This is a genomic window from Paenibacillus jamilae (assembly GCF_050482105.1).
Taxonomy (GTDB): Bacteria; Bacillota; Bacilli; order Paenibacillales; family Paenibacillaceae; genus Paenibacillus; species Paenibacillus jamilae_B.
The window spans coordinates 83,181-109,868 of the sequence record NZ_JBCNHI010000011.1 but is presented as its reverse complement, the minus strand read 5'-3'; the positions used below and the strand labels follow the sequence as shown (position 1 = coordinate 109,868).

The following is a 26,688-nucleotide window of genomic DNA, read 5'->3' as shown; positions in this document are numbered from 1 at the left end:
TATGCCTTAGACCACTACTTGCATGGTTGGACCTGTTCCCAGTCCAGCATCGCTGTACATTGGTTTAAACAAGCTAACGTTTCATCCAATTGGGATTCTAATTGCTCTTTTGACCATTTGTCACTATTTCTATGCAGCTCTGTACCGATCCTTTGCAAATCACTTGTGATTAGCAATAGCATCCAAAGCGAAAATACCACAGCAAACTTACCATATTCCTGTATAAATGCCGTTCGATCACCCTTTATCCCCAACAGCTCCAAATGCTCCAGATAGGTGTCCAGCATACGAATACGCAATTCAGACGTCATGCGCCGGGGGAATACCGGATGGGACATGTCGATCAGGTGATATACATCCCACAGTGGTGTGTTTAAATGAGCATGCTCCCAGTCCAGTACCTTTAGCCGCTCCCCACTCAGCGCATAGTTTCCCGGATGAAGATCACCATGAGACAGTACAAGCTGGTGAGAAAAAGAATGATGCTCCAGCTGTGCATAAATATGCTGCATCTGTTGCTTGGAGAAACCAAGTGAGCTGCCAAGCTCCAACATATCTGACTTGCGTGTGTTCAACTCGGAAACCATCTCCTCAATCAGTGGTTTGGGTCCCCGCAGTGGTATCCCGGCAAAACGATCCGGCGGCAAAGCATGCCACCTTGCGACAAGACCAATAGCTTGCAATAGGGTTTCATCTGCGTGTTGATGATGTAACGGACCAAGGTCCTCAAACATCATCCATTCTCCTCCGCCATCCACGTTTGCATCAGACCAAGCTAGCAATTGAGGATAGATTGATGATAATGCTGGAAGAACATGCTCATACACCCATCTCTCCCGTCCCTGCTGATCATTATTGGTTAGTGGTTTAAATATATAACTTTCAGAGGATGACACGTAAAAACGTTCCACATGCCGGCCATTCGTACCCGTATATAAAATTTCACGATTGTGCACCATTGTATCATTCAAAGTACCATCTACATTCACATATTGATGAAATAGATTCATAGCCACCCAACTTTTTTGTATTAAATATAATAGCACGATCATAACATAGTCCTCGTTCCGAACGAAGCCTAGGTCATCTTGGGGGGAACTCAACGTACCAAAAAAGGGGCTTGTCCTGTCAGATCATATGACCTGTTGGACAGCCCCTTTTCCTATCCGTACTCCTATCCTACGCTAACGATTAGTATTTAGTATTGCCAGACTCGCTCGTATTGCCAGATTTAAAACCTTTGAATAATTGTTTTACATTATGATAACGAGTATTCGTAATTTTTGCCTTGCTGTTAGGGCCGTCCGATCTCAGGATCGAATCCTTGACGTTGGAAATATCCGAGTTATCCAAAGTCATGTTTACTCTAAACGTAGAGTCCCCAAGTTGGCGAACCAGCTTTCCGATATCATCGGCTCTAAAGTTTTTGATGTTAATCGTGCCTTCGGCATTGATTTGGAACACTTTATCGTATGCATGGTAAGCTCCACCGCCTGTAATATTCACCGTGCCTGGTTCTTTAAGTGTCAATGCATCTTCGCCAACATCCTCCCACGTTACGTTGGAAATGGTGCCATTGCCATACACATGCACCCCGTCCGCAGCAGGTGCGGCGATGATCACATTTTTCAGCGTTGCATTATTTTCGAGCTTAAAGATAGGCTTTTGTGCCTCTTTTTGGCTTCCATCGCCCAAAGTATCAGGGTCAGCCACTACGGTCTTTCCTTTACCATCGTATACTTCTCCGGCTTTAACGAGTATGGTCTTGTGAACGACTTCTGGAGCTGCATGGGCAGAGTAATTACCAACAAATAATGCGATCAGCATACCAGATAAAGCAATACTCATTCCCTTTTTCAATACTATAGCTGTGTTTGTTTTCATTTCAATTCATCCCTCTCGCAGATATTTTTTTATTCTTGTCTCCAATTCTTCGTTGACTAGAGCGCAACCGCGTAAATCGTAGACCGTATCACCACCTTCGTACAATGAACCCATTGACCGATACATGTCTGTAAGGTGATATTTAACTATTTGTATATGTACACTTGGTTTTTGGTTCAAAGTAGCTCTTATTATAAATTAAACTAAACACAAATTGTAAATATAGCGATTACATTTACAATTTGCATAACTATATTATATTCCTACTTCCAATAATTTCAATACGTTTTTCGGCAAAATATGTCCTTTTTTTCAATTAAGTACACAATATTTCCTCTTTTATACTTATACAACTTCGTTTTTTTTCGATTTACACATTAAATCACACTAGAATCTCTCATCTCGTTTGCCTGCTGTTAATCACTCAAATGGTAATCAGAGTCCTTTTTATCGGTATACCTTATCGTTGATGTGCTCTATACTATTGAATGACACGTTTGATGAACGTATAATGTATTTAGTGCTTTGAAGCGTTACATCTCAACATTACTGGTGAGAAAAGAGTGGTTATCGTGCAAAACAATAGTGAGATTCCATTAAAAGAACAAAATATTGTTCTCATTGGCTTTATGGGCGTAGGCAAAACAACGATCGGCTCCCATCTTGCGCGTAAGCTGTATCGCGATTTCGTGGATATTGATCAGGAGATTGAACGAGAGTACAACATGCCTACAACAGAAATTTTCAAAACTTACGGAGAGAAGCGTTTCCGTGAGATTGAAAAAGAGCATATTTTGAAGTTGTGCAGCAATAGGCGCCTTAAAATCATTTCTGTTGGCGGTGGTGCGTTTTTACAGGAAGAGGTGAAGCAGGCTTGTTTGGCTTCCTCCATTGTGTTCTTCTTGGATTTAAATTGGGATTCCTGGAAAGATCGGCTCAAGATGCTGATTGACACACGCCCTAATTTGCAAAACAAGACGTTAGGGGAAATTGAAGATCTTTTCCGTTCCAGACAGGACATTTACGCGGTGAATCACTCCAAGATCGATACCGATCAGTTGGATGCAGAAGAAGTCGCAGACTATATTATTCAAACGCTGAATCTGGGTTGGGAATTGTATGAACCTACTCGGGGATTGAATTAAGCATTACAAAAAGGAGGACCCAGCATGCTTATCGCATGGGGTCCTCCTTTTGTGTTCACTATGAATTCCTTGCTCGCTAGTGGGTAGTAATTGTATCTTTTAAGAGTGGCTGTGCAGCACCTGCAATATTTCTCTCAGTTCAGTGACAGGAATCTGTCCCGGCGCAGAAGCCTTCTTGGCAGCGCCAAAAGTCAACGCTGAGCCAAATAGCTCTCCGGTCAGACGGCTCACGACACCTTTTCCCGCCATGGACATCGTGATAATCGGCCGATCCGCATACTCTTCTGCCATGGTGCGTGTGGCGTCCAACAAGGTCAATACGTCGGCTGTATTGGTTGGCATCACCGCTATTTTAGGCAAATCGGCGCCCAATTCCTGTGCCTTACACAACCGGGACACAATTTCCTCCTTCGGCGGCGTCTTTTGAAAATCGTGGTTAGAAATAATCACATACACGTTATGCTTATGTGCCGCTTCTATCAGCATCTTCACATCAGCTTCCTCATTAAAAAGCTCTACATCAATCATATCTGCTTGTCCCGTTTCGGCTATTGTACGATTCAATTCCACATAGCTTGCCGTACTGATTTCCTTTTCTCCACCTTCTCGGGCGCTGCGGAACGTAAATACGAGTGGTATATTGGCTAAAATAGACCGAATTTCATGTAAGGCAGCCTTTACCTTGGCCAAATCCTCCACATACTCGAAAAAATCGACTCTCCACTCTACGATATCCAGATCGAGTGTACGTAAATGGGCAGCCTCTTCTTTCAACTGCTCCAACGTTTCTCCCACCATAGGAACACATATTTTAGGCGCTCCTTCGCCGATCCGTACATCCTTTACCTTTACGATTTTTGCCATATCTATCTCACTCCCCAATTACAGTTTCAAGTCGAACATTCACAATAATTCATAGTATAACGCATTCTGAATAAGCATGCAGATGATTAGGTTCAGTCCTAGTTATTTCGTATCCAATACAATTTGAGGAGACAATTCTCGTTTGGTAGGAAAAACGACACTGTAGCGAAAGTTAACAAACACCGCCAGTGCAATCCCGAGCACATTTACGATAATGGCCAGCATAAACACACTGGAAATTTGAGAATGCTTCAACAGAAAACCTGTAAACACGGGAATAAGCGTATAGGACAGCGAAGTTGCGGTATAAATAAATCCGGTAATCTGTCCTTTTCGTTGACTAAAAAATTCACTCATTACGGTTAGCGTCAGCTGAAGTACACCCGATATGGAAAACCCGATGACACTCGCACAGATAATGGCGGCAGCCCCTGATTTGAAAAGAAGAAGCGCTCCAAAAGCCAACAAGGAAATACAAGGATAAATAAGGATGATATGAACAGGTTTAACCCATTTTCTCAACACAATGACCAATACAAACACGGAAATCAGCGAGCCCATATTGTAATAAACTAAGAGTCTGAGAGACTCTGATTCCGTCATGCCGATAAACTGTTGTCCAAACGTAGGCAGCCATAACTGCACAATATACAGCAAAGTAGGTCCCGTAAATCCAAGCAAAATAAGACATACACCTTCCTGCCAAAACCGCGGTTTACTCGCATCATTTGCTTTTATATTCCCCGTCTGCTCGGTGCTAGATACAGTAGTACCGCCACTTTGCTCCTTGGTGGGTTGTACGCGCATGTCTGGGAACTTCATTCTGAACAAGTAGATCGCATTCAATGCAAATATCAGTGCTGGTATAAAGAAAGAGAACCCGTAAAAAATATCGTGATTCATAAAAAAGATGATCATTAACGGTAAAAATGCCGCCCCAATGGATATAAAACCTCTCACCAACACTGTAGCCGAACCAGAGGATTGGGGAAAAGCCTCGATCAGAGCCGGATAAGTACCTGAATCAAGAAAAGAATTCGCTACACCTGCCAGCACAGCCAGTACCATCGCCATCTCAAAGGTGGGACTCAGCGGTATACCGACCAAAAATACGGCCATCAGCAGCCCTGCGGCCACAATGAACGGTTTGCGACCATAACGGTCGGAGAGCACGCCGGATATGTACAGCGTAAACAGTCTGCCAAATCCCATCGCGGAAACCAAAAGGCTAATGCCCGCCTGATCTGTATGCAGATGCTCTGTTAAAAAGGACATGTGCGACGCCAGCATAATATTAAACATGCCGAACAAAAGATAGTTCACATACAGACCTGTCGCCACTGGAGTAGAAGAACGTTTCATCATAAATTCACCTGCTTTTGTAAGTAAGTCTTGTAGTGTCAAAACGTGAATCATTTCACATTGCTTGTGTCGATGATGAAGTATAGAACACAATTTAAAATTTATCAAGTTTAAATATTGCGAGACTCCAGCTTAGACACGCTGATGCGTTTTCAGATAAAACTCCTTGCCATAACTTAGGGCAAAGTTCCGAAACTCCACAACTGCCGGGGATAAATATCTATTTTTAATGCTGGCTAGGTAGATAAACCGCTCGTATTCTGGATTTACAATAGGCAATGTTTTGACGTTAAAATAATCTAACGATGAAATGCGGGGCATAACTCCGATCCCGTAATTAATAGACACCAGCCCAGCCATCGCCGTATCTTCTTCGATCTCGCAAATAATCTGTGGCGTAACGCCTGCCTTGGCAAACAAATTTTCAATAATGGGCCGAACCCCACTCTTTTTGTTAAAGAAGATCACCGGGTAATCCGCTGTATCCTTGAGATCAATTTGGTCGAGAGAAGCCAGCGGATGATCAGGAGAAACAATGACCACCAATTCCTGCTGAGCCAGCGGAATAAACTCCACATCTGGTTCATTTTCCACGTGAGAGCAGAACGCCACGTCATAGTGTTCCTGCTTCAGGCCTTGAACAATATCGTTCGTATTCCCTTGGTGAAACGAAAAGGAAATGTCTTTACGGGCATCTTGAGCTGAAAAGGCCTGGATTATTGCTGGAATGAAGTGTGAACCTAGTGTGTAAATGAACGCCAAATCTATATTCCCATGACTTGGGCTTACTAATTCCCGTAAGTTATGCTCCCCCTTTTCCAATTCATCCATCGCATGCTCCACATACTTCAGAAAAAAACGTCCGTATTTGTTTAGCCGGATATTTCTCCCCTGCTTCTCAAACAGATGAACGCCCAAATCCTTTTCTAACTCTGAAATCGCATGACTTAAACTGGGTTGAGTAATACATAGCCGCATAGCTGCCTGGGTAAAATGCTCCATCTCTGCAAGCACACGAAAATATTGTAAGTGCTTCAGGTTCATCATGATGTCCGCCCTTCTTTAGTTCATATTTTAAATTATAGATTCAAACTATAAAAAACGATAAAAATATGCATTGGATTTATAATAACACCCCTTATATAATTAAAACATAGACATTATGTGAATATTTTCACTTGTTTGTGGGCGTACTTTTATACACCTGGACGATGCCTACCTAGGCCATTGATCTAAAATTTAAGTTGGGAGTTACACTTATGAAAAATCCTTATATCAGAATGGCAACAGGGCTTTATATCAACTATTTTCTTCTGGGTATGATTAATGTTATTCTCTCGTCGAATATGAGCTTTCTGACTGTGCAATTGAACACAGATAAAGCAGCCATCGGCTATTTGGTGTCCGCAATTGGGATCGGTAAGCTGCTCGCTCTCGGAGTAGCCGGAAAAATGTCAGACAAATACGGAAGGAAACCACTCATTGTTATTGCCTCATTTGCTTATCTAATCTTCCTAATTGGCATTCCACTTGCACCTAACTACACGTTGGCATTTGTGTTTGCGATTATCGCAGGGCTCTGCAACTCTATGATGGATGCGGGGACTTATCCCGCGCTGATTGAAGGGTTTGGAAAAAAAGCAGGATCAGCAACGGTGCTGGTCAAAGCATCCATCTCGATCGGTGCCATTGTTATTCCGTTCATGATTGCATTTTTTATTAATCACGATATGTTCTATGGATATTCCTTCTTTATTCCAGCAGGAATTTATCTGCTGAACGGGATTTTCTTGTCGATGACCGTTTTCCCCAACCACAAAGCAGAGGAACAAAAGGCACCTACCGACGCTGGTCAATCAACGGATTCGTTCCACAGCGAGCCTAAGTTCTGGCAAGAAGGTTTGTCTCTCATTATTATCGGCTTTACTTCAACTGTATTGTTCATGATCGTGCAGCTGTGGCTTCCTACCTTTGGACAAGAGGCTCTGGGCATGGACAAAGCCAGCGCCATTAAGCTGCTTAGCTACTATAGTATAGGTTCATTGGTTTCTGTTATTTTGTTGGCTGTGGTACTTGGTAGATTCATTAAGCCCATTACCGTCATGATTGTGTATCCGCTTATTGCCCTGCTTTCTTTGCTGGCTTTAATTGTATGGCACAATCCTGTCGCTACTTTGATCAGTTCATTTTTAATCGGCTTGTCCACCGCAGGTATATTCCAAATTGCCCTCACGGTTATGACGGAATTTTTCCGCAAAAACAAAGGAACTACGACTTCTCTCGTGAACATAGCAGCCAGTCTATCGTTCATCCTGATGCCTTTGGCTACCGGAGGCATGTCCAAAAGTCTGGGAATTACCTCGGTATTTATTCTGGATATCGCAATTGCCGTAGTCAGTATTTTGCTGGCCGTGTTTGTTGCTTATCGATATAAAAAAGTGTTTCATTAAACTACACAGATCACTTGGAGGCTTATTATGAAAAACGCTGGACGTATTGACGGAAGAACACAATTAATCGGACTGCTTGCTACACCGATCGGACACTCTTTGTCCCCGGCTATGCATAATCTTGCGTTTGAAAAACTGGGGCTGAACAACGCCTATATGGCCTTTGAAGTAGGCAATGAACAACTCGAAGAAGTAGTACGTGGGATGCGCGCTCTAAACATACGCGGCTACAACGTGTCCATGCCTAACAAAACAGCGATCTTACCGTACCTTGACGAGCTGGACGACAGCGCTAAATTTACAGGTGCTGTCAATACCGTCGTGAATACGGATGGTAAGCTGAAGGGCTACAGTACAGATGGATCTGGTTATGTTCGTAACTTGCAGGAGCACGGCATTGATCTGAAAGGTAAGAAAATGACACTCGTCGGCTCAGGTGGTGCTGCAACGCCAATTGCTATTGAAGCCGCTCGAGCTGGTCTTGCTGAAATTTCGATTTTTGCTCGTAATGACCAATTCTTTGCCCGGGCGGAAGAGAATGTTCGTATTATTAATGAAGAGATGAAACATGCCCAAGTCAAGGCGAATATCTATGCATTAGAGAATCAAGAGAAGCTGCGTGAAGAGATTCTTACAAGTCATATTTTCGCTAACGGAACAGGTGTGGGTATGAAACCGCTGGAAGGTAAAAGTGTCATAGAGGATGTGTCCATGCTTCGTTCCGACCTAATTGTGACCGATGTCGTGTACAGCCCAGCTAAATCCAAGCTGATGGAACAAGCTGAGTCCGTAGGTGCAACCGCTATTAACGGTCTGGGCATGATGCTGTGGCAGGGCGCACTTGCCTTCGAATTATGGACAGGACAAGAAATGCCTGTCGCTTATATTAAAGAACAACTTTTTGCTGATCAACTGTAAGATTGAGAGGCACTAACAAGCAAATCAAGCCATGACTTCCTTCTATTATATACGTATATATGTAATTTAAAACGATGCTCGGCGAATGAACACTTCTGCCGGACATCGTCTTTTTTATGGGTACAGCCCCATTCTTCCTTCTCTTTTCATTAATCCTTATAAGGGTCAAACTCATTGGCCCCAGCCATGCATACCCCAATTGGCTTTAGCACATGCATAACTTCCACGGTCTCGGAATGAGCGTCCAGCACCTCACGCAGTTTACGGTAGACGAACGGGCTTTCATCAGTACCCGCTCCGCGCAGCTCGACACCGTAGTTTCGAACGGCCTCCTTCATCTGTAGGTCCGTAATCTGCCCACCGCTACGCGTACGGGTTTTCCAATTCATTTTACCGGCTGCCTGGGTACGACTCATAATACGCCCTGCGCCATGGACTGTACTATAGTAGGAATCCCGATTTTCTACCGAATCCTTTCCACGTACAATCACCGAGATATCGCCCATGCTTCCTCCAATAAAGCCCATTTGGCCAGGGGCCGAGGGGGTTGCGCCTTTGCGAACCACAATGGTGTCGCGTCCATCATGCTGTTCTTTCCACGCGTAATTATGGTGGTTATGCACCGTAAAGTCCGCTTCAGTCCCCATAATACCAAGCACTTGTTCTATCACATAGTCACGTCCGGCATAAGCATAACGTCCGGCAAGGCGCATCGCACGGTAGTACATGTCCCCCAGCTCACTGTTCATATCCAGCAGCACAGGCGGCTGATCCATATGTTCTCCCGGTGCCTTTCCGAGAAACTCCCGTCCTGCGGCCAAATTTAGAAACCCACTTGCTGTTTTGTGTCCAAAGCCCCGGCTACCGAAATGATTGGCAATCCAGACCTGTCCTGTCGCTTCCTCCACAAATACATCAACAAAATGATTGCCACTTCCTACTGTACCCAGCTGTTCTCTCGCCAAGGTCTTCAGTTTGTTATGCTCTTGTTTTCCAATCGCTGCATATACCGCCCAATCCGGGTCATCAAACAGCTCATGGTCTACCTGAATCTCATTCACACGCCCTACGCCAAACGAAATCTGACGTGCAATCTCATCCATCACGGCTGAAATACGCGGCATAATGTCTGCCGCAGACAGCTTGGTTCTTACCGCCTTATTTCCACAGCCGATATCATACCCCACACCTGAAGGTGAAATTTGTCCGTCATATACCACCACACCACCAATCGGCTGACTGTAGCCTTTATGATGATCTGCCATCAGCAGCGCCTGAATCACATTGCCATTTTCGGCACATGTACGGGCTTGAGATAGTGCCCCCGGATCAGGTGCTCCCCATACGCGTACTCCATTCATTTCTTGATAAGCCATCGTTGTATCCTCCCTTATTTTTTGCAAAAAAATTTATATATGTAAAATTGAGTTCTCTGCTTTTAAACTTGGGGTCTGTTAATAGCATTATGTACGATGTACCCGCTTTCGAACAGGGCGTAAGTATTACAAGCACACATCAGACGTTTCTATAAAAAAAGTCACTATAAGAAAATGAAAAGGATATCCCTGCAGCCAAACTGACTGTGGGATATCCTTTTTATGATGGTTTAGAAACCAGCAAATCAAAATATATTAATAATATTTTTTGATGATTCCGAATTGATCCACAATAAACGGCTTGGCATCATTTTTGTTTTGATCAATTTCATACGTTACGGCTGTAAGCTTATTTTCGTCTACGGTGATGCCCACAAAATTTTGTACCTGTCCTCGTACAGGTCTGCGATTGTCACTCGGATCTGGGCCATAGACTGCCGCATGATTCTCTTCAGCCAGTTCAAAAAGATTATAGTACTTATCTCCAAGTTTTTCACTTGGGTTTTTGTAGTAAACTTTAGGGCCAGCAGTTGCCGGGATGACATAGATACTTCCATCCGGATTCACACTATATTCAATCGTCTTTTCATTTAATCTATCTTTTAATTTGGTTGGCGTTGTTGCTTTACCCTCTTGGTTGATTGGTTTCGTCCGAGCATAAATATGATCGTGCCCCTGCACGACAAAGTCGATATCAAGCTTGTCCATGAGTGGAGCGATTTGGTTACGAACTCCATTGTTATCCATGATGTCAGCATCTGTTGCATGGTTAGAGGTAGTGTAAGGACCTTTATGAATATTCACAATGATCCACTTTGCACCTGCCTTTTTGGCTGCCGCAGCATCCTTCTTTAACCATTCAACTTGCTCTTCAGAGAAATCGGCATATTTTTTTGAGTCCTCATTGGAATTTAGTACGATAAAGTGAGCATTGCTGTAATCAAAGGAATAGTACGCTCCTGTTTTAGTAGCAGAACCAGCTGGTTCATTAATATTAAAGTGGTCATAAAAAGCATAGTTCTCATCCTCATGATTACCTGCTGAAGGAACAATGGTTGTATTCAACAGACTTTTTTGTGAATGCCCCAACAACCAGTTCCACTGCTCTTCTTTGGTACCAGTGTCTACGATATCCCCGTTGTGAACTACAAACTGAGCATTACCTACGGTTTGAAGAGCTTTTTCGAGCGTCTGTGAAGACAATATAGCTTCATCTTCGCTTTTTGCTTGTGTATCAGCTAGATCAATGAAGGTAAATTCACCGCTCTTAGGAGCTGTTTGGAACGTACCTGTTTCGCTCCATATCCCGCGTGCTGCATCACCCACACGATAATAATAAGCTGTGTCCGCTTGAAGACCTGTAGCTACGGCTTTATGGACAAGCTCTTCTGGAGAATTGGTCGATAGAGAGGAAGTGCCTTCAAATGTAAGAGCACTCGTAAAATCAGCCTCAGAACCTGTTTTCTTGGTTACTTGAACAGTGCTTTTCGTGATAAGTTTTGAAGTATACCAGGTAAATCCTTTGGAGCCCTTGGTGTCTCCATAAAATGTAGCTGTAACTTTGCTAATACCTTGGTCTGTATTCCCTGGTGACTCAGCATGGACAGGCAAGGCTGACATACCCGTAATCAAACCTAGTGCAAGAGCAACAGACATAGATGTTGCTGACCACTTTTGAAACTTCTTAAACATGTGTACACTCCTCTGTGCAGTTAATATGTAAAAGTTATAATTACGATCATAACAATCAATTGTTAATACGTTATTTACTGAGATGCAGTGCTTTGTAAAAATGAGATTAGGTATATAAACCAAAAAAGGCCCCGGATGTTTGCAAAATTTGCGATACCGGTAGGCCTTATTCATGTTCTAGGTACTCTTGACACATAAAACTAGACTGCCCCCATATAAGAAGCAGTCGCGGAGTCTTGGAAAGCTATTAAGGGTTTTGTTAAATCACTAGCCAACTAATGTGCAGAAGTATTTTTCAAATCCGCTTCATAACGAAGGCCAAATTGTTGTCTTGCCTCCTCCATCACTTCAGCGACTGCCAGTGAACACTCCAAAGAGTTAATAGAACTGTTGCGTTCCCCACTCTTGATCAAATCCATAAATTCCCGAATTTCATAATACATGGGCTCACGCGTCTGAGCCTTGGTCAAATCCTCAATCGTGCCGTCCCGATAATGAATTTTCACCTCATAGGGCTGGCTGATTTTGTCGATCACCATCGTTCCATACTCACCCTGAATTTCGGCAGGCAAATAGGAATCTGTAATTTTGGAATGCATGACGATCGCATCCATATCCGGATACTTCATTACGATGCTGCCCTCGCCGTCGACACCAGAGGATAACAGCACGCCCACCGCTCGGATCTCATCCGGTTTGCCGAACAATGCCACCATTGGATACAAACAATACACTCCCAGATCCATCAAGGAACCATTTGAAAAAGCCGGATTAAAGGCATTCAGCACCTTACCCTGCTTAAAAGCATCAAAGCGTGAAGAGTATTGACAGTAGCTTGCAAAATAACGCCGAACCCGGCCAATTTTATACATATGATCCTTTATGATTTTAAAGTTGGGCATAAGCGTGGATTTAACAGCCTCCATCAACAGAACATCGTTGTTGTGCGCGGCTTCGATCATGCTCTGCACCTCTGCTGCATTAGAAGCAAAAGGCTTCTCACACAGCACATGCTTTCCATGATTCATGCATAAGATCGCTTGCTCCGCGTGTAAGGAATTGGGACTGGCAATATATACGGCGTCCACTTGGTCACTTGCAGCCATTTGGGCCAGATCTGTAAAAACCTCCGGCTGGCTGTTATATTTGGCAGCAAAGGCTTGGCCTTTCTCTTCTGTGCGTGAGTACACCGCGGTCAGGGAAAATTCGTCTGTCTCTATCGCAGCTTGAATAAATCTTTCTGTTATCCAGTTCGTTCCAACGATACCAAAACGCATCACAGTATCCCATCCTTTCCCGTGAGTCATTACAATTAATATATGTCCTATTCTCGCATTCCAGCCAAGACTTGTCCACTCTACCGCCTGTCATCCCTCATGCTTCCACATATTAAAAAAGACTGCGGCCTATCAGCTTAATTTATACTGATTGTACCACAGTCCTTGTATGCTTTTGGAGGTTATATCTCTACTTTGTGGAGATTACCTTGCCCACTTCTGCCAAAATGGCATCCATGGAGGCAGGGTCGTGTACATCGTACTCATCAATGTTTAGACGCAGTACAGGACAGGCATCAAATTCGTTGATCCAATTGGAATATCTGCGATGCATTTGCTCCCAATAGGATCGGTCGGTCTGGATTTCCATTTCGCGGCCGCGTTCTTCAATCCGACTCAGTATGGAGGGCAAGCTACCTTCCAGATAGATCAGCACATCGGGATGCGGAAAGAACGGGGTCATGACCATCGCCTCAAATAAGCTCGTATATGTTTCATAATCGGTAGAGCTCATCGTTCCCTGGTCAGCATGCATTTTCGCAAAAATACCCGTATCTTCATAAATGGAACGATCCTGCACAAAGCCTCCACCAGACAAGAAAATGTTCTTTTGCTCCTTGAAGCGTTCCGCGAGAAAATAGATTTGCAAATGAAAGCTCCATCGTTCGAAGTCGTGATAAAACTTCTCCAAATATGGGTTATGATCAACTTGCTCTAACGAGGTTTTAAAACCGAGACGACTGGCCAAAGCGCCCGTTAATGTGGACTTACCTACACCCACCGTACCCGCTACCGTAATCAGGGCATTTGCAGGAATGTTGTAATTATTCACTATATAAGCTCCTTTACATCGGAAACAATTTGTTCAAATTGTGCCTGGTTTTCTACAAAATCAATTTCATTCCCGTTCACGGTCAATATACGAGGGGCAGGTGACTGTTCGGCGAGAAACTGAATGCCTTTATCATAATCCGCAATCAATTGCTCCAGATAGGCAGGGTCCATCTCCTGTTCAAAGGAGCGTCCACGCCTACGGATTCTGTCCATTAAAGTATCCAAATCTGCTCTAATATAAATGATAATGTCCGGCTTAGGCATATCATCGGTCAGCAAATGATAAATTTGGCGATATTTTTCGAGCTTCACACCCTTAAGCGTACGTTCAGCAAAAATCAGATTTTTATAGATATGGTAATCTGAAATCACAGGCTGAGCTTTCTCGATATATTGCAGGCCAGTATCCTCTAGCTGCTTATACCGATTGCAGAGAAAGAACATTTCCAGCTGAAAGCTCCACTCGTCTATATTTTGATAGAATTTATCGAGAAACGGGTTTTCCTCGACAATCTCTTTGATCATCGGCAAATGTAGCTCGGTTGAAAGCATCGAAGCCAAGGTCGTCTTGCCTGCTCCAATCGGCCCTTCAACGGCTATAAATGGGGCTTGTTTCATGCGGTTCTGCTCCTCCTTGTACTTCAGTCCATCCTGTGGACAACTACCCTATTGTATCACAAGGAAGTACGCTAGAGGCATAGCAAATCTATGGATAAAACAAAAAAACAGAGCAGCTACGCTTGGTTTCATAGCGTCCCTGTTCTGCTTTAATATGGTTGCTTGTCTCTCATTTAAACCAGCCTTTTTCATTAAAACGTGTAATCGCCTCAATCCGGTTGCTGACACCCAGCTTATCGAGAATGACTGAAATATAATTCCGCACCGTCCCTGTTGTTAAATACAGTTCGCCAGCAATTTCTTTGGTGTTCTTTCCATCAGCAATAAGGGCCAACACGGTCTTTTCACGCTCCGTTAACGGGTTGACTTCAGCATAAGCATCATCGACCAGTTCTGGAGCGTAAATACGACGACCTGCCATAATGCTGCGAATGGAGGAAGCCAGTTCTTCGCTGGGACTGTCCTTGAGTAAATAACCGTGTGTGCCTGCCTTGATCGCTCGTTCAAAATATCCGGGGCGAGCAAACGTTGTTAAAATAAGCACCTTGCAATTTAAGCCTTTGAGTTCCTCTGCCGCATCCAATCCGCTCTTGATCGGCATTTCGATGTCCATAATGCATATGTCTGGCTGATGCTGCTTCACTAGTTCTATAGCTTCTTCCCCGTTGCTTGCTTTTCCAACTACCTTCATGTCTTCTTCCAAATCCAGCAGGGAGGCTAGAGCACCCAGCAGCATACGCTGGTCTTCTGCAATGACGATTCGAATCATGACTCCACCTCCTCATTCGGCTTTTCAGTAATGTTGGGCACTTTAATGACCAGGGTCGTTCCCTGATCTGAACGCAGTTCCATACATCCGTTCACGAATTCGAGCCTTTCCTTCATGCCTTGCAGACCATTTCCCCGAAAAGCTCCATATTCTCCAGTAATGCCAACTCCATTATCCTGAATCCGCAGGGTCAATTCCTTACGAGACGGCTCAATGACAATGGAGCAAGCGGTAGCTCCACTATGTTTCACCACATTGGTTACAGCTTCCTTCATGCACATACTCAGCACATTTTCATTCATTAATGAAGTATGCTCCAGCTTCGGGTCGCCCGCCAAGGTCAGTTCAATGTGAGCAGCCTTTAAAATTTGCCGAATACGCAGCAGCTCATCCTCTAGTCTCATGCCGCGCATTTGAGTAACCATTTCTCGTACTTCTTTTAACGCACTTCTCGCCGTAAGACGAACATCGTTAATTTCGACATGAGCCCGTTCCGGGTACTGGTCCAGCAGCTTGCCCGCCAAATCGCTCTTCAGCCCAATGAGTGACAGCTTCTGCCCCAAGGTATCATGCAGGTCACGCGCAATTCTTTGCCGTTCCTCCAGCTTGATCAATTCCGATATTTTTTTATTGGCATCCTCTAATTGGACCTGAAGCCGATCACTTTTGTTACGATTAAAATTCGTAATCGGCAGGAGAATTACACCGATCAGATTGAGCAGGATAAAAGGAATCTGCTTAATAAAAACGGGATTCTGAGAAACAAAGCCGTAATTGATTAATCCAATCGTAATCACCATTAAAATAATATACAGTGTCGTAAATGCGGCCTTACTTTTAATATTACCGATCAGATAAGCGATAAATATAGAAAAATACATATAGCTAAATAGCAGTGTCATCGTAATCGATATGGCGATCTGCACACTGGTCCAAAAGTATATGAGCCAGCCTTGAGAGACAAAAGCCAGTACATAACAAGCAAAAAACACCAATATAATCGCGGTACCCAAAATAATATGACTTGTAGACGAAGAGCTAAAATAGTAAAAAGGCAGGATATAAAAGACGACCCACACATAAGGGCTAAGTCCCGTATTTCTTTGGAAAATCTGATACCACTTTTGCATCCTGCCACCCTTTTCTACTTCAGATATCCCTTATCTTATCATACCAATTTCCGTGCAACGTTATTTTCTTTCCGTACCTACAGCAGCTGTAGGGATGGGGCTTGAAGCGCCAACCCGTTTGCTAAGCAGCGGCTTCACTTGTTTAAAGGTAAGAAAGGTTTTTGTACTTTCATCCCATAGTCGAAACTTCAAAGATTGCAGACTGCTGCTCACCGTGATCGTAGTCGCCTTTTGAAGCAACGGTGTCGCTTCATGTGCTTTTTCCAGATTATAATTTGGCACTTTCGGGCTCAGGTGGTGAACATGATGAAAACCAATATTGCCTGTAATCCATTGCAATACTTTAGGAAGCTTGTAGTAAGAACTGCCTTCGACGGCCGCATTAATATAACTCCACTCTTCATCATGCTCAAAATACGAATCCTCAAACTGGTGTTGCACATAAAACAGCCAGATTCCCAACATACCGGAAACAAAAAAGATAGGCACCTGTACCAGAAGGAACGCCTGCCAGCCAATAGCCCAGCATAACAGTGCGTACAATGCTACAATGGATATATTCGTCACATAGGTGTTTATCTTCTCCTTACGTTTGGCTGTCTTGACATTAAACCGATAGGAAATCAAAAAAGTATAGATCGGACCTAGTCCGAACATAACCCAAGGATTTCGATATATACGATAGGCCAGCCGTGTCCATGTGGAAGCTGCTGTGTACTCTTCTACCGTGAGCACCCACATATCACCTGTACCTCTTTTATCCAGATTGCTGCTGGTTGCATGGTGGATCGCGTGACTATTTTTCCATTGATGATAAGGGCAGAGCGTAATAATACCTGTAATCGTTCCCACCATATCGTTCAGCTTGCGACTTTTGAAAAAAGATTGATGACCACAATCGTGAAAAATAATAAACGTCCGTACCACAAACCCGGCCGCAATAATGGTAATAGGAAGCGTCAGCCAGTAAGAAATCGATAGGCTAAGATAAGCAGCATACCACAATAGAATCAGTGGTCCCAAGGTATTGATAAGTTGCAGAACGCTGGATTTCGTATTTATTTTTTCATAGGGAGCCATATTTTTTTTCAATTGAGCTAACGGGAGTTGTGTCATACCCATTATGATCCTCCTTTAAAATGCAGCCCATACCTTGATCTGTCAGGCATACATGTTGATCTTAGCTCAGTATAAGGAGACCGCTGTATTCGCTGTAGTCATAAACGTCAGTTCGGGCATATGACATTTGTCATATAGGCAAATAACCAACCCTATTTGCCAAATGTTCGCGGGTTTCTTTTCTGCGGTTTTTTTGTTAAAATATAAGATATATAACGCTGTATGTGACTGGCGAAGTCAGTGGAATGAACCACGAGGGAGCATACAATCAAGCGTACCGTTCGCCTGGGAGAAGTATTTGCAGAGGATTCGTCTGTCTTGACGACCTTGTGCAAATACTTTTTTTCGTTTTTAAGACCATGACACCCTGTTGATTCCATTATGCGATAAATTTAGAGGAGGCTCGGACTATGGCTATTATCATGAAATCCAAAGAAGCAGCTGAGCAAGTGTATGCAACGATCCGTTCCCAAGTAGAGCAAATGAAACAGCAAGGACACCGCCCCCATCTGGCAACCCTGTTGGTAGAGGGTGATCCAGCATCTGCATACTATGCACGGACCAAGCAAAAAATAGCAGAGAAGCTGGGCATCTCCTTTCATCTCCATACTTTTAATCGTCATGTCAGCGAAACCGAGCTTCTGCATCTGATCGGCACCCTAAATGATGCATCCCATGTACATGGCATAATGCTGGAACTCCCGCTTCCGCAACATCTTTCTGCCTCCGTTATTAAACAATCCATCGCCCCCTACAAGGATATTGATGGAATTACGCCTGATAACAAACTGGCTACCGTTACGGGTGACGCAGGGCTATACCCCGCTACACCTCAAGCCTGTATTGAACTGCTCAAGCATTACGGTCACTCCTTGGCAGGCAAAAATGTCACACTCGTCGGCATCGGGCAGACGGTGGGACTTCCCCTTTTCCACATGCTGCAAAGAGAAAATGCCACCGTCACCGCCTGTCATGCAGGTACGCGTGATATTGCAGAGCATCTGAGCCATGCAGACATTGCCTTCGTCGCGGTCGGATGCCCTGATGTGATTACGCAGGATATGGTGCATCCTGGTCTAATTCTCGTGGATGCGGGAATTAATGAGACGCTGGAGGGTAAAATTGTGGGGGACGCTGCTCAGGACGTCGTAGAAAAGGTACATGCCATTTCTCCCGTTCCCGGCGGTGTGGGCACCCTAACGACTGCAATTTTGTACAAAAATCTGCTCAAAGCGATACGTCTGCAACATTACTCCAGAGAGGTGGTTTATTCATGAGTGAACTGTCGTGGAACCAGTCCATCGGACATTTTCTGAAAGAAGCTGCAAGTGCAGCGCCTACCCCTGGTGGAGGAAGTGTATCCGCGCTGGCTGCGGCACTAGGCGCAGCAATGACTTCCATGACCGCCAACCTTTCACAAGGAGAAAAATACGCACACTTCCGTGACCAAATCGCGCAAGTCATTAGCAACATGGAAAGATTGTCCACGCATTGTGAGGAACTGATGGCTGCAGACATCCAATCCTTTGAACAGTACATGACTGCACTGCGTTTGCCCAAAGAAACAGACGAAGAAAAGCGCTATCGTACCCATTCCTTACAAACAGCGGTGATTGCTGCCATTGAGGTACCTATGCGCCTGCTGGAAGTATGCCGGGACGGGCTATCACAAGCCTGCAACATTGTGGAAATATCCAATAAAAATGTGATCTCTGATCTGGGCATCGGTGCGATTTTGTTTGAAGCAGCCGCTCAATCCGCCCTGCTTACCGTTGATATTAACCTTGCCTCGCTAAAAGACTTGGATGTCAAACAATCTTACGAAGCCAAAACAGCCGCACTCCTCCGTGAAATCGGACAAATAAAAGAGCAAACCTTATGGACTGTGCGCAGTCGAATCGCGAGTAGTTAGCTCATACTGCGCTCTAGCTGTGCTAACCCATATATTCTACCTACTTGCTAACAGAAATAACCTCCAAATCCATCTCTATTCGCTGGGTTTGGAGGTTTTTTATTTCAAATCATTATATTTGGAAAACTTTTCTATACTTCTTTCGTCTATGGATAAGGGATATTCTTTAAGATTACTTTTTCTCTTATACACATTGATCAAGAAATGAGGAAAATCGTATGAAAAGACGTGCTCTATTACTCAGTATAATTACGTTATTACTGATCAGTCCCAGGGTGTGGGCGGCCGAAAATGATTCTACATCGCATATTCGCTCCTATGATTCTGGAAGTCTGATCCAACCCGATGGAAGCTTGTGGCTGTGGGGCTATAATCAATCTGTACCTACTCGTGTAGAGGGTAAGCCGAATGTTGTTAAAATATTTTCTAATATCATCAACGAAGGCGATCTGGTATTTACCTTGCAAGATCACTCTGCTTGGTATGTGCCTAGAAACAATATTGCTGAATCCGTAAAATTTGTTCCCCTGGAAGGACTACAGAATCTCACAGCTGTAAGTAGTTTGAGTGATCACGTGCTCGCTCTAAACGACGAAGGGAATGTATTTTCAGCTGATCGACTCGATGATAGAAATACCTTTAGTCCTTTTCATACCCTGTCTGGCATCGACGAGGTTGTCCATATAGATAGTTACTATGAAGAAAGACCAAAATATGAGGAACGCTGGATATTTCTTAAGAAAGACGGCAGTGTATGGAAAAACACAACAGCCTTACAGGGTTTCGAACCTATTTCACCATTAAAAGACATTACGGCAATTGCTAAAAACATAGCCTTAAAAAAAGATGGTACCGTGTGGACGTGGCCCAAAGAATTTAATAAAAATGTAGCCCCGTCCGAAAAGCTATCCGTATCGCAAATTCAAGCCTTATCGGGCATCAAGACAATCAAGGCCAATAGGTATTCCAATCTCGCCATTGATCAGCAAGGTCGGCTATTGTTCTGGGGGGCTACAGTTACAGGTGCCTTAGACAATACGACCTATCACAACACTAATACCCCTGTACTGCTAATAGGAGTAAAGGACGTTAAAGACGCCTTTTTCGTTGAGCGCTCCCTTCTTGCTCTAACCACTGCTGGTAATGTATATGTGGCATCTCTAGATGGCGAAAAGTTATCCTCCCATGTCCCTTTTACATTACTTACTCAAAATATTCAAAGCATCAAGGCAGGACCACGGCACGTCATCATGCAAAAGGCAAACGGCGCTTTGTGGGGCTGGGGTGTTAACAAACACGCGCAACTCGGCATAGGCGATTATGAATTTCTTTATAGTACACCAGTTCCTGTACAAAAGCCGATTCTCGTCCGTCTCAACAGTACACCTGTCCCTTTAAGCAACGGCGTGATTACCCGCAATGGGCAGGCATTTATTCCCCTCCGCTCCGTATTTGACAAACTAGGGGCCGAGGTCACATATGATTACATCAGCAAAATAGCGAAAATGAATCAGTCCAAGGCAGGAGACCATCCTGTCTCTCTAGAAATTAATTTTAAAACCAGCCAAACAAAAGTGAACGGTAAATCTGTAGAACTCACCAATCCGCCCTTCATGGTGAACGGTATTGGTTATCTTCCATTGAGGCTCGTCAGCGAGACACTGGGAGCCAAGGTAGATTGGATACAAAAAGAAGATACTATCGTAATTACAACGAAATAATATATAAAAGACCAGTCTAAACATGAATTCATGTTGAACTGGTCTTTTATGCTTTATACCGCGTATAGTATGCAATGTCCTACTATGTCTTCGATATTTCGTTACAGCACAGAATCCACCTATTTTTTAGCTTTATTCTCTTTCTCTCTTTCAACCAGCATATCCACAATCATATCAATCTGTCCGGTAATAGCGATCGGATCGTAGCGATAGTACGTATCAAAATCATTGAAGAACACTCTATTATTCTTCACCGCAGGAAGATTGCCCCACACAGCGGACGATTTCAGTTGCTTTAACGCGGTTCCCTTTTTGTCTGGATCATAGGTTGTCAGGAACATGTAATCTGCGTCGTACTGTGGCAGTACCTCCATTGAAAGCTGTACCGTTTGTTCCTTGGAATGGGCTGTCTTTTTCGGCATGTTCAATTTGAGCGCATTGTATACAGCTTGTCCACCTCGACCCGCATTGTCGCCAAAGATCCAAAGTGCGTTTTTGTCCGTCAGCTCATACAATCCGAAAGTTGCCTTTTCGTCAATCACACCTTTCAGACGAGCGCGGCCTTCAGCAGCCTTTTTGTCAAAGGCGGCAATAAATTGCTCCGCCTTCTCCTTTTCCCCAGTGATATCGCCGAACAGCTTGACCGTATCATAGATATTAGTCGTGGTGCCGTACGGAATGTACAGGGTAGGTGCAATTTTAGACAAAGCTTCATAATTCGTATCCTTCATAACCACGATCAGATCAGGTTTGAGTTCCAGCGTCTTCTCCAAATTGGTTGGATCACCTACCTCCTTGGTTCCTTTTTCCTTCAGTAAATCAGTCAGAAAAGGATTTTGAAACGCAGTCGGCTCCACACCCACCACGTTAGCACCTACAGACAGCAGTTCACCGCCGTAAAAATCCGTTACAATACGCTGTGGCTTAGCGGGAATCTCAATGTCCCCTTTTACCGTTTTAAAGCTTCTCTTCTCTCCAGTAGAAGCCAATTCTTGCTTATCTCCTGAAGTTGAAGCGGTATTACCTCCAGTGTTATTTCCGCCGCATGCGCTGACAAATACAGACAATACAAGCATCAAAGTAGCCAGCATAAATATCGATTTTTTCCTCAACCTAATAGCCCCCTATGTATTATAGAAATAACCTTATATTAATATGATAATGATTATCAATATCGTAAGAAATATATCAAGCACCATCCTTGCTGTCAACTGAAAAGCGAACTTTTCATTATTTCACTTATAAAATGAAAAGACCTGCCAAAATGATGGTCAGGTCTTTTTCATGAAGCCGTCTTTCAAAACCTACACATTGGGACTAGGTTGCTGGAGGCTGCTTTCTGGTGATCGCTGTTTTGTTTTATATGCTTCTCCCCAATCCTTCATCAAGTTAATAATTGGGGTCAGTGTTTCTCCAAATTCGGTGAGAGAGTATTCGACCTTAGGCGGAACCTGCTGGTAGACTTCACGGTGAACGACACCATCCTCTTCCAGCTCACGCAATTGAAGTGTCAGCATACGCTGGGTAATTCCCGGACAGATCCGCCGAAAATCACTGAATCGCTTAGTCCCATACATGAGATGGTATAAAATAATTCCTTTCCACTTGCCCCCAATTACGTCCAACGTGTACTCCACAGGACACGCCTGATCATTCCCAGCGAGACATTCGCCAAAGCCGCCTTTCCGATTGCGCATTGGTCTTTCTCCTCCTTAGTATCATTTTATATACTACAGCACATTAATGTGCGTACTTCAAATAAGATCATATATATTCTAATATTAGTCATGCACTTAGTAAGCGTCAATTTCAATCACATCCATAAGGAGTGGAATTACGATGGAAACCTTAACAACCACTAAAGATCAAATCTTGGCTGCATACAAGTTCAGACATGCTACAAAAGAATTTGATAGTCATAAGAAAATCAGCGATTCCGATTTTGAATTTATTCTTGAGACGGGTCGCTTATCCCCTAGCTCGTTCGGCTTTGAACCTTGGAAATTTGTTGTCGTTCAAAGTAAAGATATGCGTGAGAAGCTGCTGCCCTACTCTTGGGGGGCCACCAAACAGCTACCAACAGCAAGCCATTTCGTGCTTATTCTCTCCAGATTGCCTAAAGATATGGTAGCTTCATCCGATTATATCAAGAGTATGATGGAGAACGTGCAGCAATTACCTGCTGAAGTGATGCAAGGCAAAGAGAAGGTATATGACGCCTTCCTGAAATCAGATTTTGCACTTGAGGAAAATGAAAGAGCTATGTTCGAGTGGGCATGCCGACAAACCTATATCGCACTGGGCAATATGATGACTGCCGCAGCTCAAATCGGCATTGATTCCTGCCCGATCGAAGGTTTTAGTAAACAAGATATTGAACGCATCCTTTCCGAAGAAGGCATTATGGATGCCGAGCATTTTGGTATTTCCTGTATGGTGGCTTTTGGATACCGTCTGAACGAGCCGCGCGACAAAACTCGGCGACCTGTAGATCAGATTGTGGAGTGGGTGTAAAGCGCGGAATATCTATCTTAAAAGCAAAGGGCGCTCCAAGCCATTTCCATGGCTAGGGGCGCCCTCTTTACATAAAACTATAGTTCCTAAACGTGTTGTCACTTCATAACGCCTACTGATAGTTCACTTTTTCCACGAAATAGATGTCCTGCAAACGGTCTTTCACACGCTGAATTTCATCTGCTGTTAAAGGAGCCGTTGGACATAGCTTGAAGTTCCTTCCGGTAACATAGCTTACGTCCGTATGACCATCCAAGTTGTAGGCCAGCCTTTGAACCGGTATTCGGGTATAATCGGTAAAGTCAATAATGGACCATGCCGCATCTCCGTCCTCTTTGGATAAAATAATCCGTTGTGAGGCATTTTCGGTCCACAAATAGCGCAGGTTCGCTGGTGAATTATTGGAATCCATAGCCGTCTTAATCCCTGAGCCTCTAAACATGAGCGTAAACTCCGTATGACCATTATTGGACCCTGCTACCGATTCATAAACCTGTTTCAGCCCATCCACACCCACAATCTCGACCTTGCGATCAAGCGGGAAATGATTCACAAAGTTCTCCCATATTGGACCCATATTATGGGTGTTGGCAAGTGCGTTGATGTCCAAAATAATGGACAAGTAGTTTACCGTATTTATACGTTGATAAGGGTTATCCAAATATTGCTGTACTATATACAGTTGTGGTGCTGCATCCGTCTCCGTCACATAGGGGTCACCCGGATGAAGAGTCCAGCGGGAGGAATCTTTCGTATAGCGTGATCCAATCGGATCAATCGTAACCGAGTTCATGAATACGGTACCGCTATTATCAGCAATTCCTTGTGCGGGAACAATCGGATTGTCTTTATTAGACCAGTAAGGCATCAAAGGTGAGCCCTCACCATACATGCCGTTAACATTATATTGTGTAGCCGACCATCCCATCGCGGATGTAATTCGATAGTGATCTTTAAGCCATTGAGTCTGTTCAGGATTCACCGTAAAGCTGGTCAATGATTTCGGGAGGTACTTCCGATATTGGTCTGTATCCATGCTTTCAAATACGGATGGTGATCCCATCGAACCAGATTGGTGTAGCTCATTGAATGCATTGTAACGGTACATATACAGCCACTCATCCATCTTTACTTCCCAAACAGGAAACTTCTCCTGGTTCGGATACCCGACCAATATCCCGACTTCATCTCCATACTGATCGACGTAATCCAGAACCTGTTTAAGCTGAGGTCGATTCGCTTCTACAAAAACAAATCCGTTATTCATAGCCCATGTCACTTTGATGTTGGGACCAAAGCGATCCATTAGCAATTGACGAGATTGCTTGATTTGATCTACCGTAGTCACGCTTCCCTGCAACATGATGGAGACAGCAAAGTATTGCTTTTTGTGTTCCCCGGGTTCTACCGTTAATTCCGCATCAGATGTGAAGACAATCCCTTGGGATGGTGACTCAACTGTGATCTTTAATGGAATAACCGAGTTTACAACCGGAATCAAATGCAGGTTGGCAATCTTTCCATCCTCGTCAAATATTCCTCTAGAATCCTCTACCCGAAGTATCAAGTCTGATGGCAGCATTTCAGGAGCTATAACCGCTCCTGTGGCATTATGAAATACGTAGGACATTTTCCAAGCAGCAGGATCTAAAGCAGCCGCCTCTGAAATAGTATACGTAGCCAAGTATACGGATCTGATTACGTTCGGTGGTTCTGCTGACGGAGTCTTCCCTTTCACGATCAGCTTGGTCTGAGCTGTAAGGACCCGATAAGGTTTGGCAATGGTGACCTTCATCTCTACAGGAATGAAGCTATCCGCACTCGGAATATTTTCGGGATGTGCGATTCTCCCTTGTATGTCAAACACACCTAACCCATCACTAAAGGTATACGTAACACTTGTGACGCTGGCAGCAGGAATGCTGACTGGCCGCCCTTCATTGTAGAGCTGAAAGGATAGCTGATACGAAGGGTACGTTTCCGGCTGATTTACCAGCTCCTGCGCCTTGATTACGACTTCATCGACCAGAAAATCCGAAGAATGATCCGGTGGAATCACCGATGGGTCAACCGGAATTATTGGTGGTTTGGGGTTAGGTCCCGGTGGTGTAACTGGCGGTTCTGGCTCCGGCTTCGGTTCTGGTGGTGTCACCGGAGATACTGGTGAATCAGGCCTTGGACGATGCCTTTTAGGCTCCTCAATTACTGAATTCACAGGTGGTTGCTTAATCTCCGGTGCCAAATCGACCGCAATCTTTTCCGATTCTTGTTGGCTAATTGTCTGAGGCATGGTTGCAGCTCCAGTTCCTAATGACTCCAGCAAGCGCTTGGCACGCTCTTTCAGACCGTCACCGCCTAACCATATCCGATAAGCAACCAGCGTGGCGTCCTGCCGACTCACAGACTCCTTAGGATGGAAATAATGATTCGTATCCCCCTGGATCAGTTCCAACCGTTCCATTAGCCATACGCTCGTTTGTGCATAGTCGGATACATCAGACTGATCCACAAAGCTGGATATTCCGGCAGATCGGATATCTTCAGTGACACCAAAATACCGGGCATACCAAACAGCCATATCCTGGCGAGTCATATTGTGCTTGGCACCGAACAATTGGTCACTAATCCCTTTCGTAATGCCATCTTCCTGCAAGGTCTGTACATAAGATAAAGCCCATGGTGACACATCACGAAAAGAGGTTACGCCTCTGTTATTTGATGTTCGCTTTAAGGTTTTAGCAAAGATACTTGCCCATTCCTGTCGCGAGATAAAATATAAAGGTCTAAAGCTCCCATCCTGATAACCGGTAACATAACCTTGAGCAGCCATGGCCTCAATCGCATCAGCTGCATAGGAATGTTCGATATCGTTAAAGGCTCTGTTCGCAAAAACAGGCGCACTATGTATACAGAACAACCAGACAGCCAGTAAGCCAGCCATGTAAAGCCTAATTTGTTTTAACCTTTTTTCATAATTCATTATTTGAGATCATTACACCTCCTTTGCGAGATGGCACTGGACCACTTTCACCCGTACCTTCATATCAACTTTGAAAAATTATTTCTTTCGTTTTCAAACGTTTTTTCATTACTGTTAACACCA

23 protein-coding genes and 1 riboswitch are annotated in these 26,688 nt (G+C 44.0%); of the genes, 7 read left to right on the top strand and 16 right to left on the bottom strand.

Going from position 1 to position 26,688, the window contains the following annotated elements; genetic code table 11:
• Nucleotides 1-14: 14 nt before the first annotated feature.
• Entirely contained in the window at nucleotides 15-1,052 is a 1,038-nt protein-coding gene (locus ABEW32_RS07975; protein WP_430186353.1) for a phosphotransferase family protein, read from the bottom strand.
• A gap of 139 nt (nucleotides 1,053-1,191) precedes the next feature.
• On the bottom strand, nucleotides 1,192-1,884 hold the full coding sequence (locus tag ABEW32_RS07970; RefSeq protein WP_430186352.1) for a pectate lyase: 693 nt from the start codon (nucleotides 1,882-1,884) through the stop codon (nucleotides 1,192-1,194).
• A gap of 572 nt (nucleotides 1,885-2,456) precedes the next feature.
• Here ABEW32_RS07970 and ABEW32_RS07965 point away from each other — a divergent pair.
• A complete protein-coding gene (locus ABEW32_RS07965) occupies nucleotides 2,457-3,029 on the top strand; it encodes a shikimate kinase (protein ID WP_430187006.1) in 573 nt (190 codons plus the stop codon).
• 99 nt (nucleotides 3,030-3,128) lie between these two features.
• Here ABEW32_RS07965 and aroD read toward each other — a convergent pair whose 3' ends face one another.
• From aroD to ABEW32_RS07950, 3 genes are all read right to left on the bottom strand, one after another.
• Entirely contained in the window at nucleotides 3,129-3,893 is a 765-nt protein-coding gene (gene aroD, locus ABEW32_RS07960) for a type I 3-dehydroquinate dehydratase (RefSeq protein ID WP_430186350.1), read from the bottom strand.
• A 102-nt stretch (nucleotides 3,894-3,995) separates the two neighbouring features.
• Entirely contained in the window at nucleotides 3,996-5,258 is a 1,263-nt protein-coding gene (locus ABEW32_RS07955; RefSeq protein ID WP_430186348.1) for an MFS transporter, read from the bottom strand.
• Between the two features lie 129 nt (nucleotides 5,259-5,387).
• Nucleotides 5,388-6,299, bottom strand: coding sequence for a LysR family transcriptional regulator (locus ABEW32_RS07950; protein ID WP_430187003.1), 912 nt, complete (start codon nucleotides 6,297-6,299; stop codon nucleotides 5,388-5,390).
• A 215-nt stretch (nucleotides 6,300-6,514) separates the two neighbouring features.
• Between ABEW32_RS07950 and ABEW32_RS07945 the strand changes: the two genes are divergently transcribed.
• Entirely contained in the window at nucleotides 6,515-7,705 is a 1,191-nt protein-coding gene (locus ABEW32_RS07945) for an MFS transporter (RefSeq protein WP_430186346.1), read from the top strand.
• A 27-nt stretch (nucleotides 7,706-7,732) separates the two neighbouring features.
• The gene (locus ABEW32_RS07940; RefSeq protein ID WP_430186344.1) at nucleotides 7,733-8,623 is read left to right on the top strand and encodes a shikimate dehydrogenase; all 891 of its coding nucleotides are present in this window, start codon (nucleotides 7,733-7,735) and stop codon (nucleotides 8,621-8,623) included.
• A gap of 149 nt (nucleotides 8,624-8,772) precedes the next feature.
• Here the strand turns inward: ABEW32_RS07940 and ABEW32_RS07935 are convergent, their stop codons facing one another.
• The 8 genes from ABEW32_RS07935 to desA form a co-directional block, all read right to left on the bottom strand.
• Entirely contained in the window at nucleotides 8,773-9,999 is a 1,227-nt protein-coding gene (locus ABEW32_RS07935) for an RtcB family protein (RefSeq protein ID WP_430186342.1), read from the bottom strand.
• A 255-nt stretch (nucleotides 10,000-10,254) separates the two neighbouring features.
• A complete protein-coding gene (locus ABEW32_RS07930) occupies nucleotides 10,255-11,691 on the bottom strand; it encodes a purple acid phosphatase family protein (protein WP_430186340.1) in 1,437 nt (478 codons plus the stop codon).
• A gap of 275 nt (nucleotides 11,692-11,966) precedes the next feature.
• Nucleotides 11,967-12,968, bottom strand: coding sequence for a Gfo/Idh/MocA family protein (locus tag ABEW32_RS07925; RefSeq protein WP_430187000.1), 1,002 nt, complete (start codon nucleotides 12,966-12,968; stop codon nucleotides 11,967-11,969).
• A gap of 190 nt (nucleotides 12,969-13,158) precedes the next feature.
• A complete protein-coding gene (locus ABEW32_RS07920) occupies nucleotides 13,159-13,800 on the bottom strand; it encodes a deoxynucleoside kinase (protein WP_430186338.1) in 642 nt (213 codons plus the stop codon).
• A complete protein-coding gene (locus ABEW32_RS07915; protein WP_430186336.1) occupies nucleotides 13,800-14,420 on the bottom strand; it encodes a deoxynucleoside kinase in 621 nt (206 codons plus the stop codon). The genes ABEW32_RS07920 and ABEW32_RS07915 overlap by 1 nt, the downstream gene beginning before the upstream one ends.
• A gap of 169 nt (nucleotides 14,421-14,589) precedes the next feature.
• The gene (locus tag ABEW32_RS07910) at nucleotides 14,590-15,189 is read right to left on the bottom strand and encodes a response regulator transcription factor (RefSeq protein ID WP_064795848.1); all 600 of its coding nucleotides are present in this window, start codon (nucleotides 15,187-15,189) and stop codon (nucleotides 14,590-14,592) included.
• Nucleotides 15,186-16,319: a sensor histidine kinase gene (locus tag ABEW32_RS07905; RefSeq protein WP_430186334.1), complete on the bottom strand. Its 1,134-nt coding sequence runs from the start codon at nucleotides 16,317-16,319 to the stop codon at nucleotides 15,186-15,188. Before ABEW32_RS07905 ends, ABEW32_RS07910 begins: the two co-directional genes overlap by 4 nt.
• 60 nt (nucleotides 16,320-16,379) lie before the next feature.
• Nucleotides 16,380-17,441: a Delta(5) desaturase DesA gene (desA, locus tag ABEW32_RS07900; protein WP_430186332.1), complete on the bottom strand. Its 1,062-nt coding sequence runs from the start codon at nucleotides 17,439-17,441 to the stop codon at nucleotides 16,380-16,382.
• A gap of 211 nt (nucleotides 17,442-17,652) precedes the next feature.
• Nucleotides 17,653-17,736, top strand: a riboswitch (ZMP/ZTP riboswitch).
• Between the two features lie 112 nt (nucleotides 17,737-17,848).
• Between desA and ABEW32_RS07895 the strand changes: the two genes are divergently transcribed.
• The 3 genes from ABEW32_RS07895 (at nucleotide 17,849) to ABEW32_RS07885 (ending at nucleotide 21,071) form a co-directional block, all read left to right on the top strand.
• Entirely contained in the window at nucleotides 17,849-18,715 is an 867-nt protein-coding gene (locus ABEW32_RS07895; RefSeq protein ID WP_430186330.1) for a bifunctional 5,10-methylenetetrahydrofolate dehydrogenase/5,10-methenyltetrahydrofolate cyclohydrolase, read from the top strand.
• Nucleotides 18,712-19,350, top strand: a complete 639-nt coding sequence (locus ABEW32_RS07890; protein WP_430186329.1) for a cyclodeaminase/cyclohydrolase family protein — start codon at nucleotides 18,712-18,714, stop codon at nucleotides 19,348-19,350. Before ABEW32_RS07895 ends, ABEW32_RS07890 begins: the two co-directional genes overlap by 4 nt.
• Nucleotides 19,351-19,568: 218 nt before the next feature.
• A complete protein-coding gene (locus ABEW32_RS07885) occupies nucleotides 19,569-21,071 on the top strand; it encodes a stalk domain-containing protein (protein WP_430186327.1) in 1,503 nt (500 codons plus the stop codon).
• A 119-nt stretch (nucleotides 21,072-21,190) separates the two neighbouring features.
• Here ABEW32_RS07885 and ABEW32_RS07880 read toward each other — a convergent pair whose 3' ends face one another.
• Both ABEW32_RS07880 and ABEW32_RS07875 read right to left on the bottom strand, forming a co-directional pair.
• A complete protein-coding gene (locus ABEW32_RS07880; RefSeq protein ID WP_430186325.1) occupies nucleotides 21,191-22,183 on the bottom strand; it encodes an ABC transporter substrate-binding protein in 993 nt (330 codons plus the stop codon).
• A gap of 192 nt (nucleotides 22,184-22,375) precedes the next feature.
• On the bottom strand, nucleotides 22,376-22,768 hold the full coding sequence (locus ABEW32_RS07875; protein WP_174820592.1) for a winged helix-turn-helix transcriptional regulator: 393 nt from the start codon (nucleotides 22,766-22,768) through the stop codon (nucleotides 22,376-22,378).
• A gap of 142 nt (nucleotides 22,769-22,910) precedes the next feature.
• On the opposite strand from ABEW32_RS07875, the gene ABEW32_RS07870 reads away from it, so the two are divergent.
• Entirely contained in the window at nucleotides 22,911-23,585 is a 675-nt protein-coding gene (locus ABEW32_RS07870) for an NAD(P)H-dependent oxidoreductase (RefSeq protein WP_102998743.1), read from the top strand.
• A gap of 112 nt (nucleotides 23,586-23,697) precedes the next feature.
• Here ABEW32_RS07870 and ABEW32_RS07865 read toward each other — a convergent pair whose 3' ends face one another.
• The gene (locus ABEW32_RS07865; RefSeq protein WP_430186323.1) at nucleotides 23,698-26,565 is read right to left on the bottom strand and encodes a DUF3863 domain-containing protein; all 2,868 of its coding nucleotides are present in this window, start codon (nucleotides 26,563-26,565) and stop codon (nucleotides 23,698-23,700) included.
• Nucleotides 26,566-26,688: the final 123 nt, after the last annotated feature.

Excerpts from the sequence above, each read along its gene's own strand:
- aroD (WP_430186350.1), bottom strand. The coding sequence starts at position 3,893 with ATGGCAAAAATCGTAAAGGTAAAGGATGTACGGATCGGCGAAGGAGCG.
- ABEW32_RS07895 (WP_430186330.1), top strand. The coding sequence starts at position 17,849 with ATGGCTATTATCATGAAATCCAAAGAAGCAGCTGAGCAAGTGTATGCA.
- ABEW32_RS07915 (WP_430186336.1), bottom strand. The coding sequence starts at position 14,420 with ATGAAACAAGCCCCATTTATAGCCGTTGAAGGGCCGATTGGAGCAGGC.
- ABEW32_RS07935 (WP_430186342.1), bottom strand. The coding sequence starts at position 9,999 with ATGGCTTATCAAGAAATGAATGGAGTACGCGTATGGGGAGCACCTGAT.
- ABEW32_RS07910 (WP_064795848.1), bottom strand. The coding sequence starts at position 15,189 with ATGATTCGAATCGTCATTGCAGAAGACCAGCGTATGCTGCTGGGTGCT.
- ABEW32_RS07940 (WP_430186344.1), top strand. The coding sequence starts at position 7,733 with ATGAAAAACGCTGGACGTATTGACGGAAGAACACAATTAATCGGACTG.
- ABEW32_RS07865 (WP_430186323.1), bottom strand. The coding sequence starts at position 26,565 with ATGAATTATGAAAAAAGGTTAAAACAAATTAGGCTTTACATGGCTGGC.
- ABEW32_RS07975 (WP_430186353.1), bottom strand. The coding sequence starts at position 1,052 with ATGATCGTGCTATTATATTTAATACAAAAAAGTTGGGTGGCTATGAAT.
- ABEW32_RS07925 (WP_430187000.1), bottom strand. The coding sequence starts at position 12,968 with ATGCGTTTTGGTATCGTTGGAACGAACTGGATAACAGAAAGATTTATT.
- ABEW32_RS07930 (WP_430186340.1), bottom strand. The coding sequence starts at position 11,691 with ATGTTTAAGAAGTTTCAAAAGTGGTCAGCAACATCTATGTCTGTTGCT.
- ABEW32_RS07970 (WP_430186352.1), bottom strand. The coding sequence starts at position 1,884 with ATGAAAACAAACACAGCTATAGTATTGAAAAAGGGAATGAGTATTGCT.
- ABEW32_RS07950 (WP_430187003.1), bottom strand. The coding sequence starts at position 6,299 with ATGAACCTGAAGCACTTACAATATTTTCGTGTGCTTGCAGAGATGGAG.
- ABEW32_RS07885 (WP_430186327.1), top strand. The coding sequence starts at position 19,569 with ATGAAAAGACGTGCTCTATTACTCAGTATAATTACGTTATTACTGATC.
- ABEW32_RS07955 (WP_430186348.1), bottom strand. The coding sequence starts at position 5,258 with ATGATGAAACGTTCTTCTACTCCAGTGGCGACAGGTCTGTATGTGAAC.
- ABEW32_RS07945 (WP_430186346.1), top strand. The coding sequence starts at position 6,515 with ATGAAAAATCCTTATATCAGAATGGCAACAGGGCTTTATATCAACTAT.
- ABEW32_RS07905 (WP_430186334.1), bottom strand. The coding sequence starts at position 16,319 with ATGCAAAAGTGGTATCAGATTTTCCAAAGAAATACGGGACTTAGCCCT.
- ABEW32_RS07890 (WP_430186329.1), top strand. The coding sequence starts at position 18,712 with ATGAGTGAACTGTCGTGGAACCAGTCCATCGGACATTTTCTGAAAGAA.
- ABEW32_RS07870 (WP_102998743.1), top strand. The coding sequence starts at position 22,911 with ATGGAAACCTTAACAACCACTAAAGATCAAATCTTGGCTGCATACAAG.
- ABEW32_RS07875 (WP_174820592.1), bottom strand. The coding sequence starts at position 22,768 with ATGCGCAATCGGAAAGGCGGCTTTGGCGAATGTCTCGCTGGGAATGAT.
- desA (WP_430186332.1), bottom strand. The coding sequence starts at position 17,441 with ATGGGTATGACACAACTCCCGTTAGCTCAATTGAAAAAAAATATGGCT.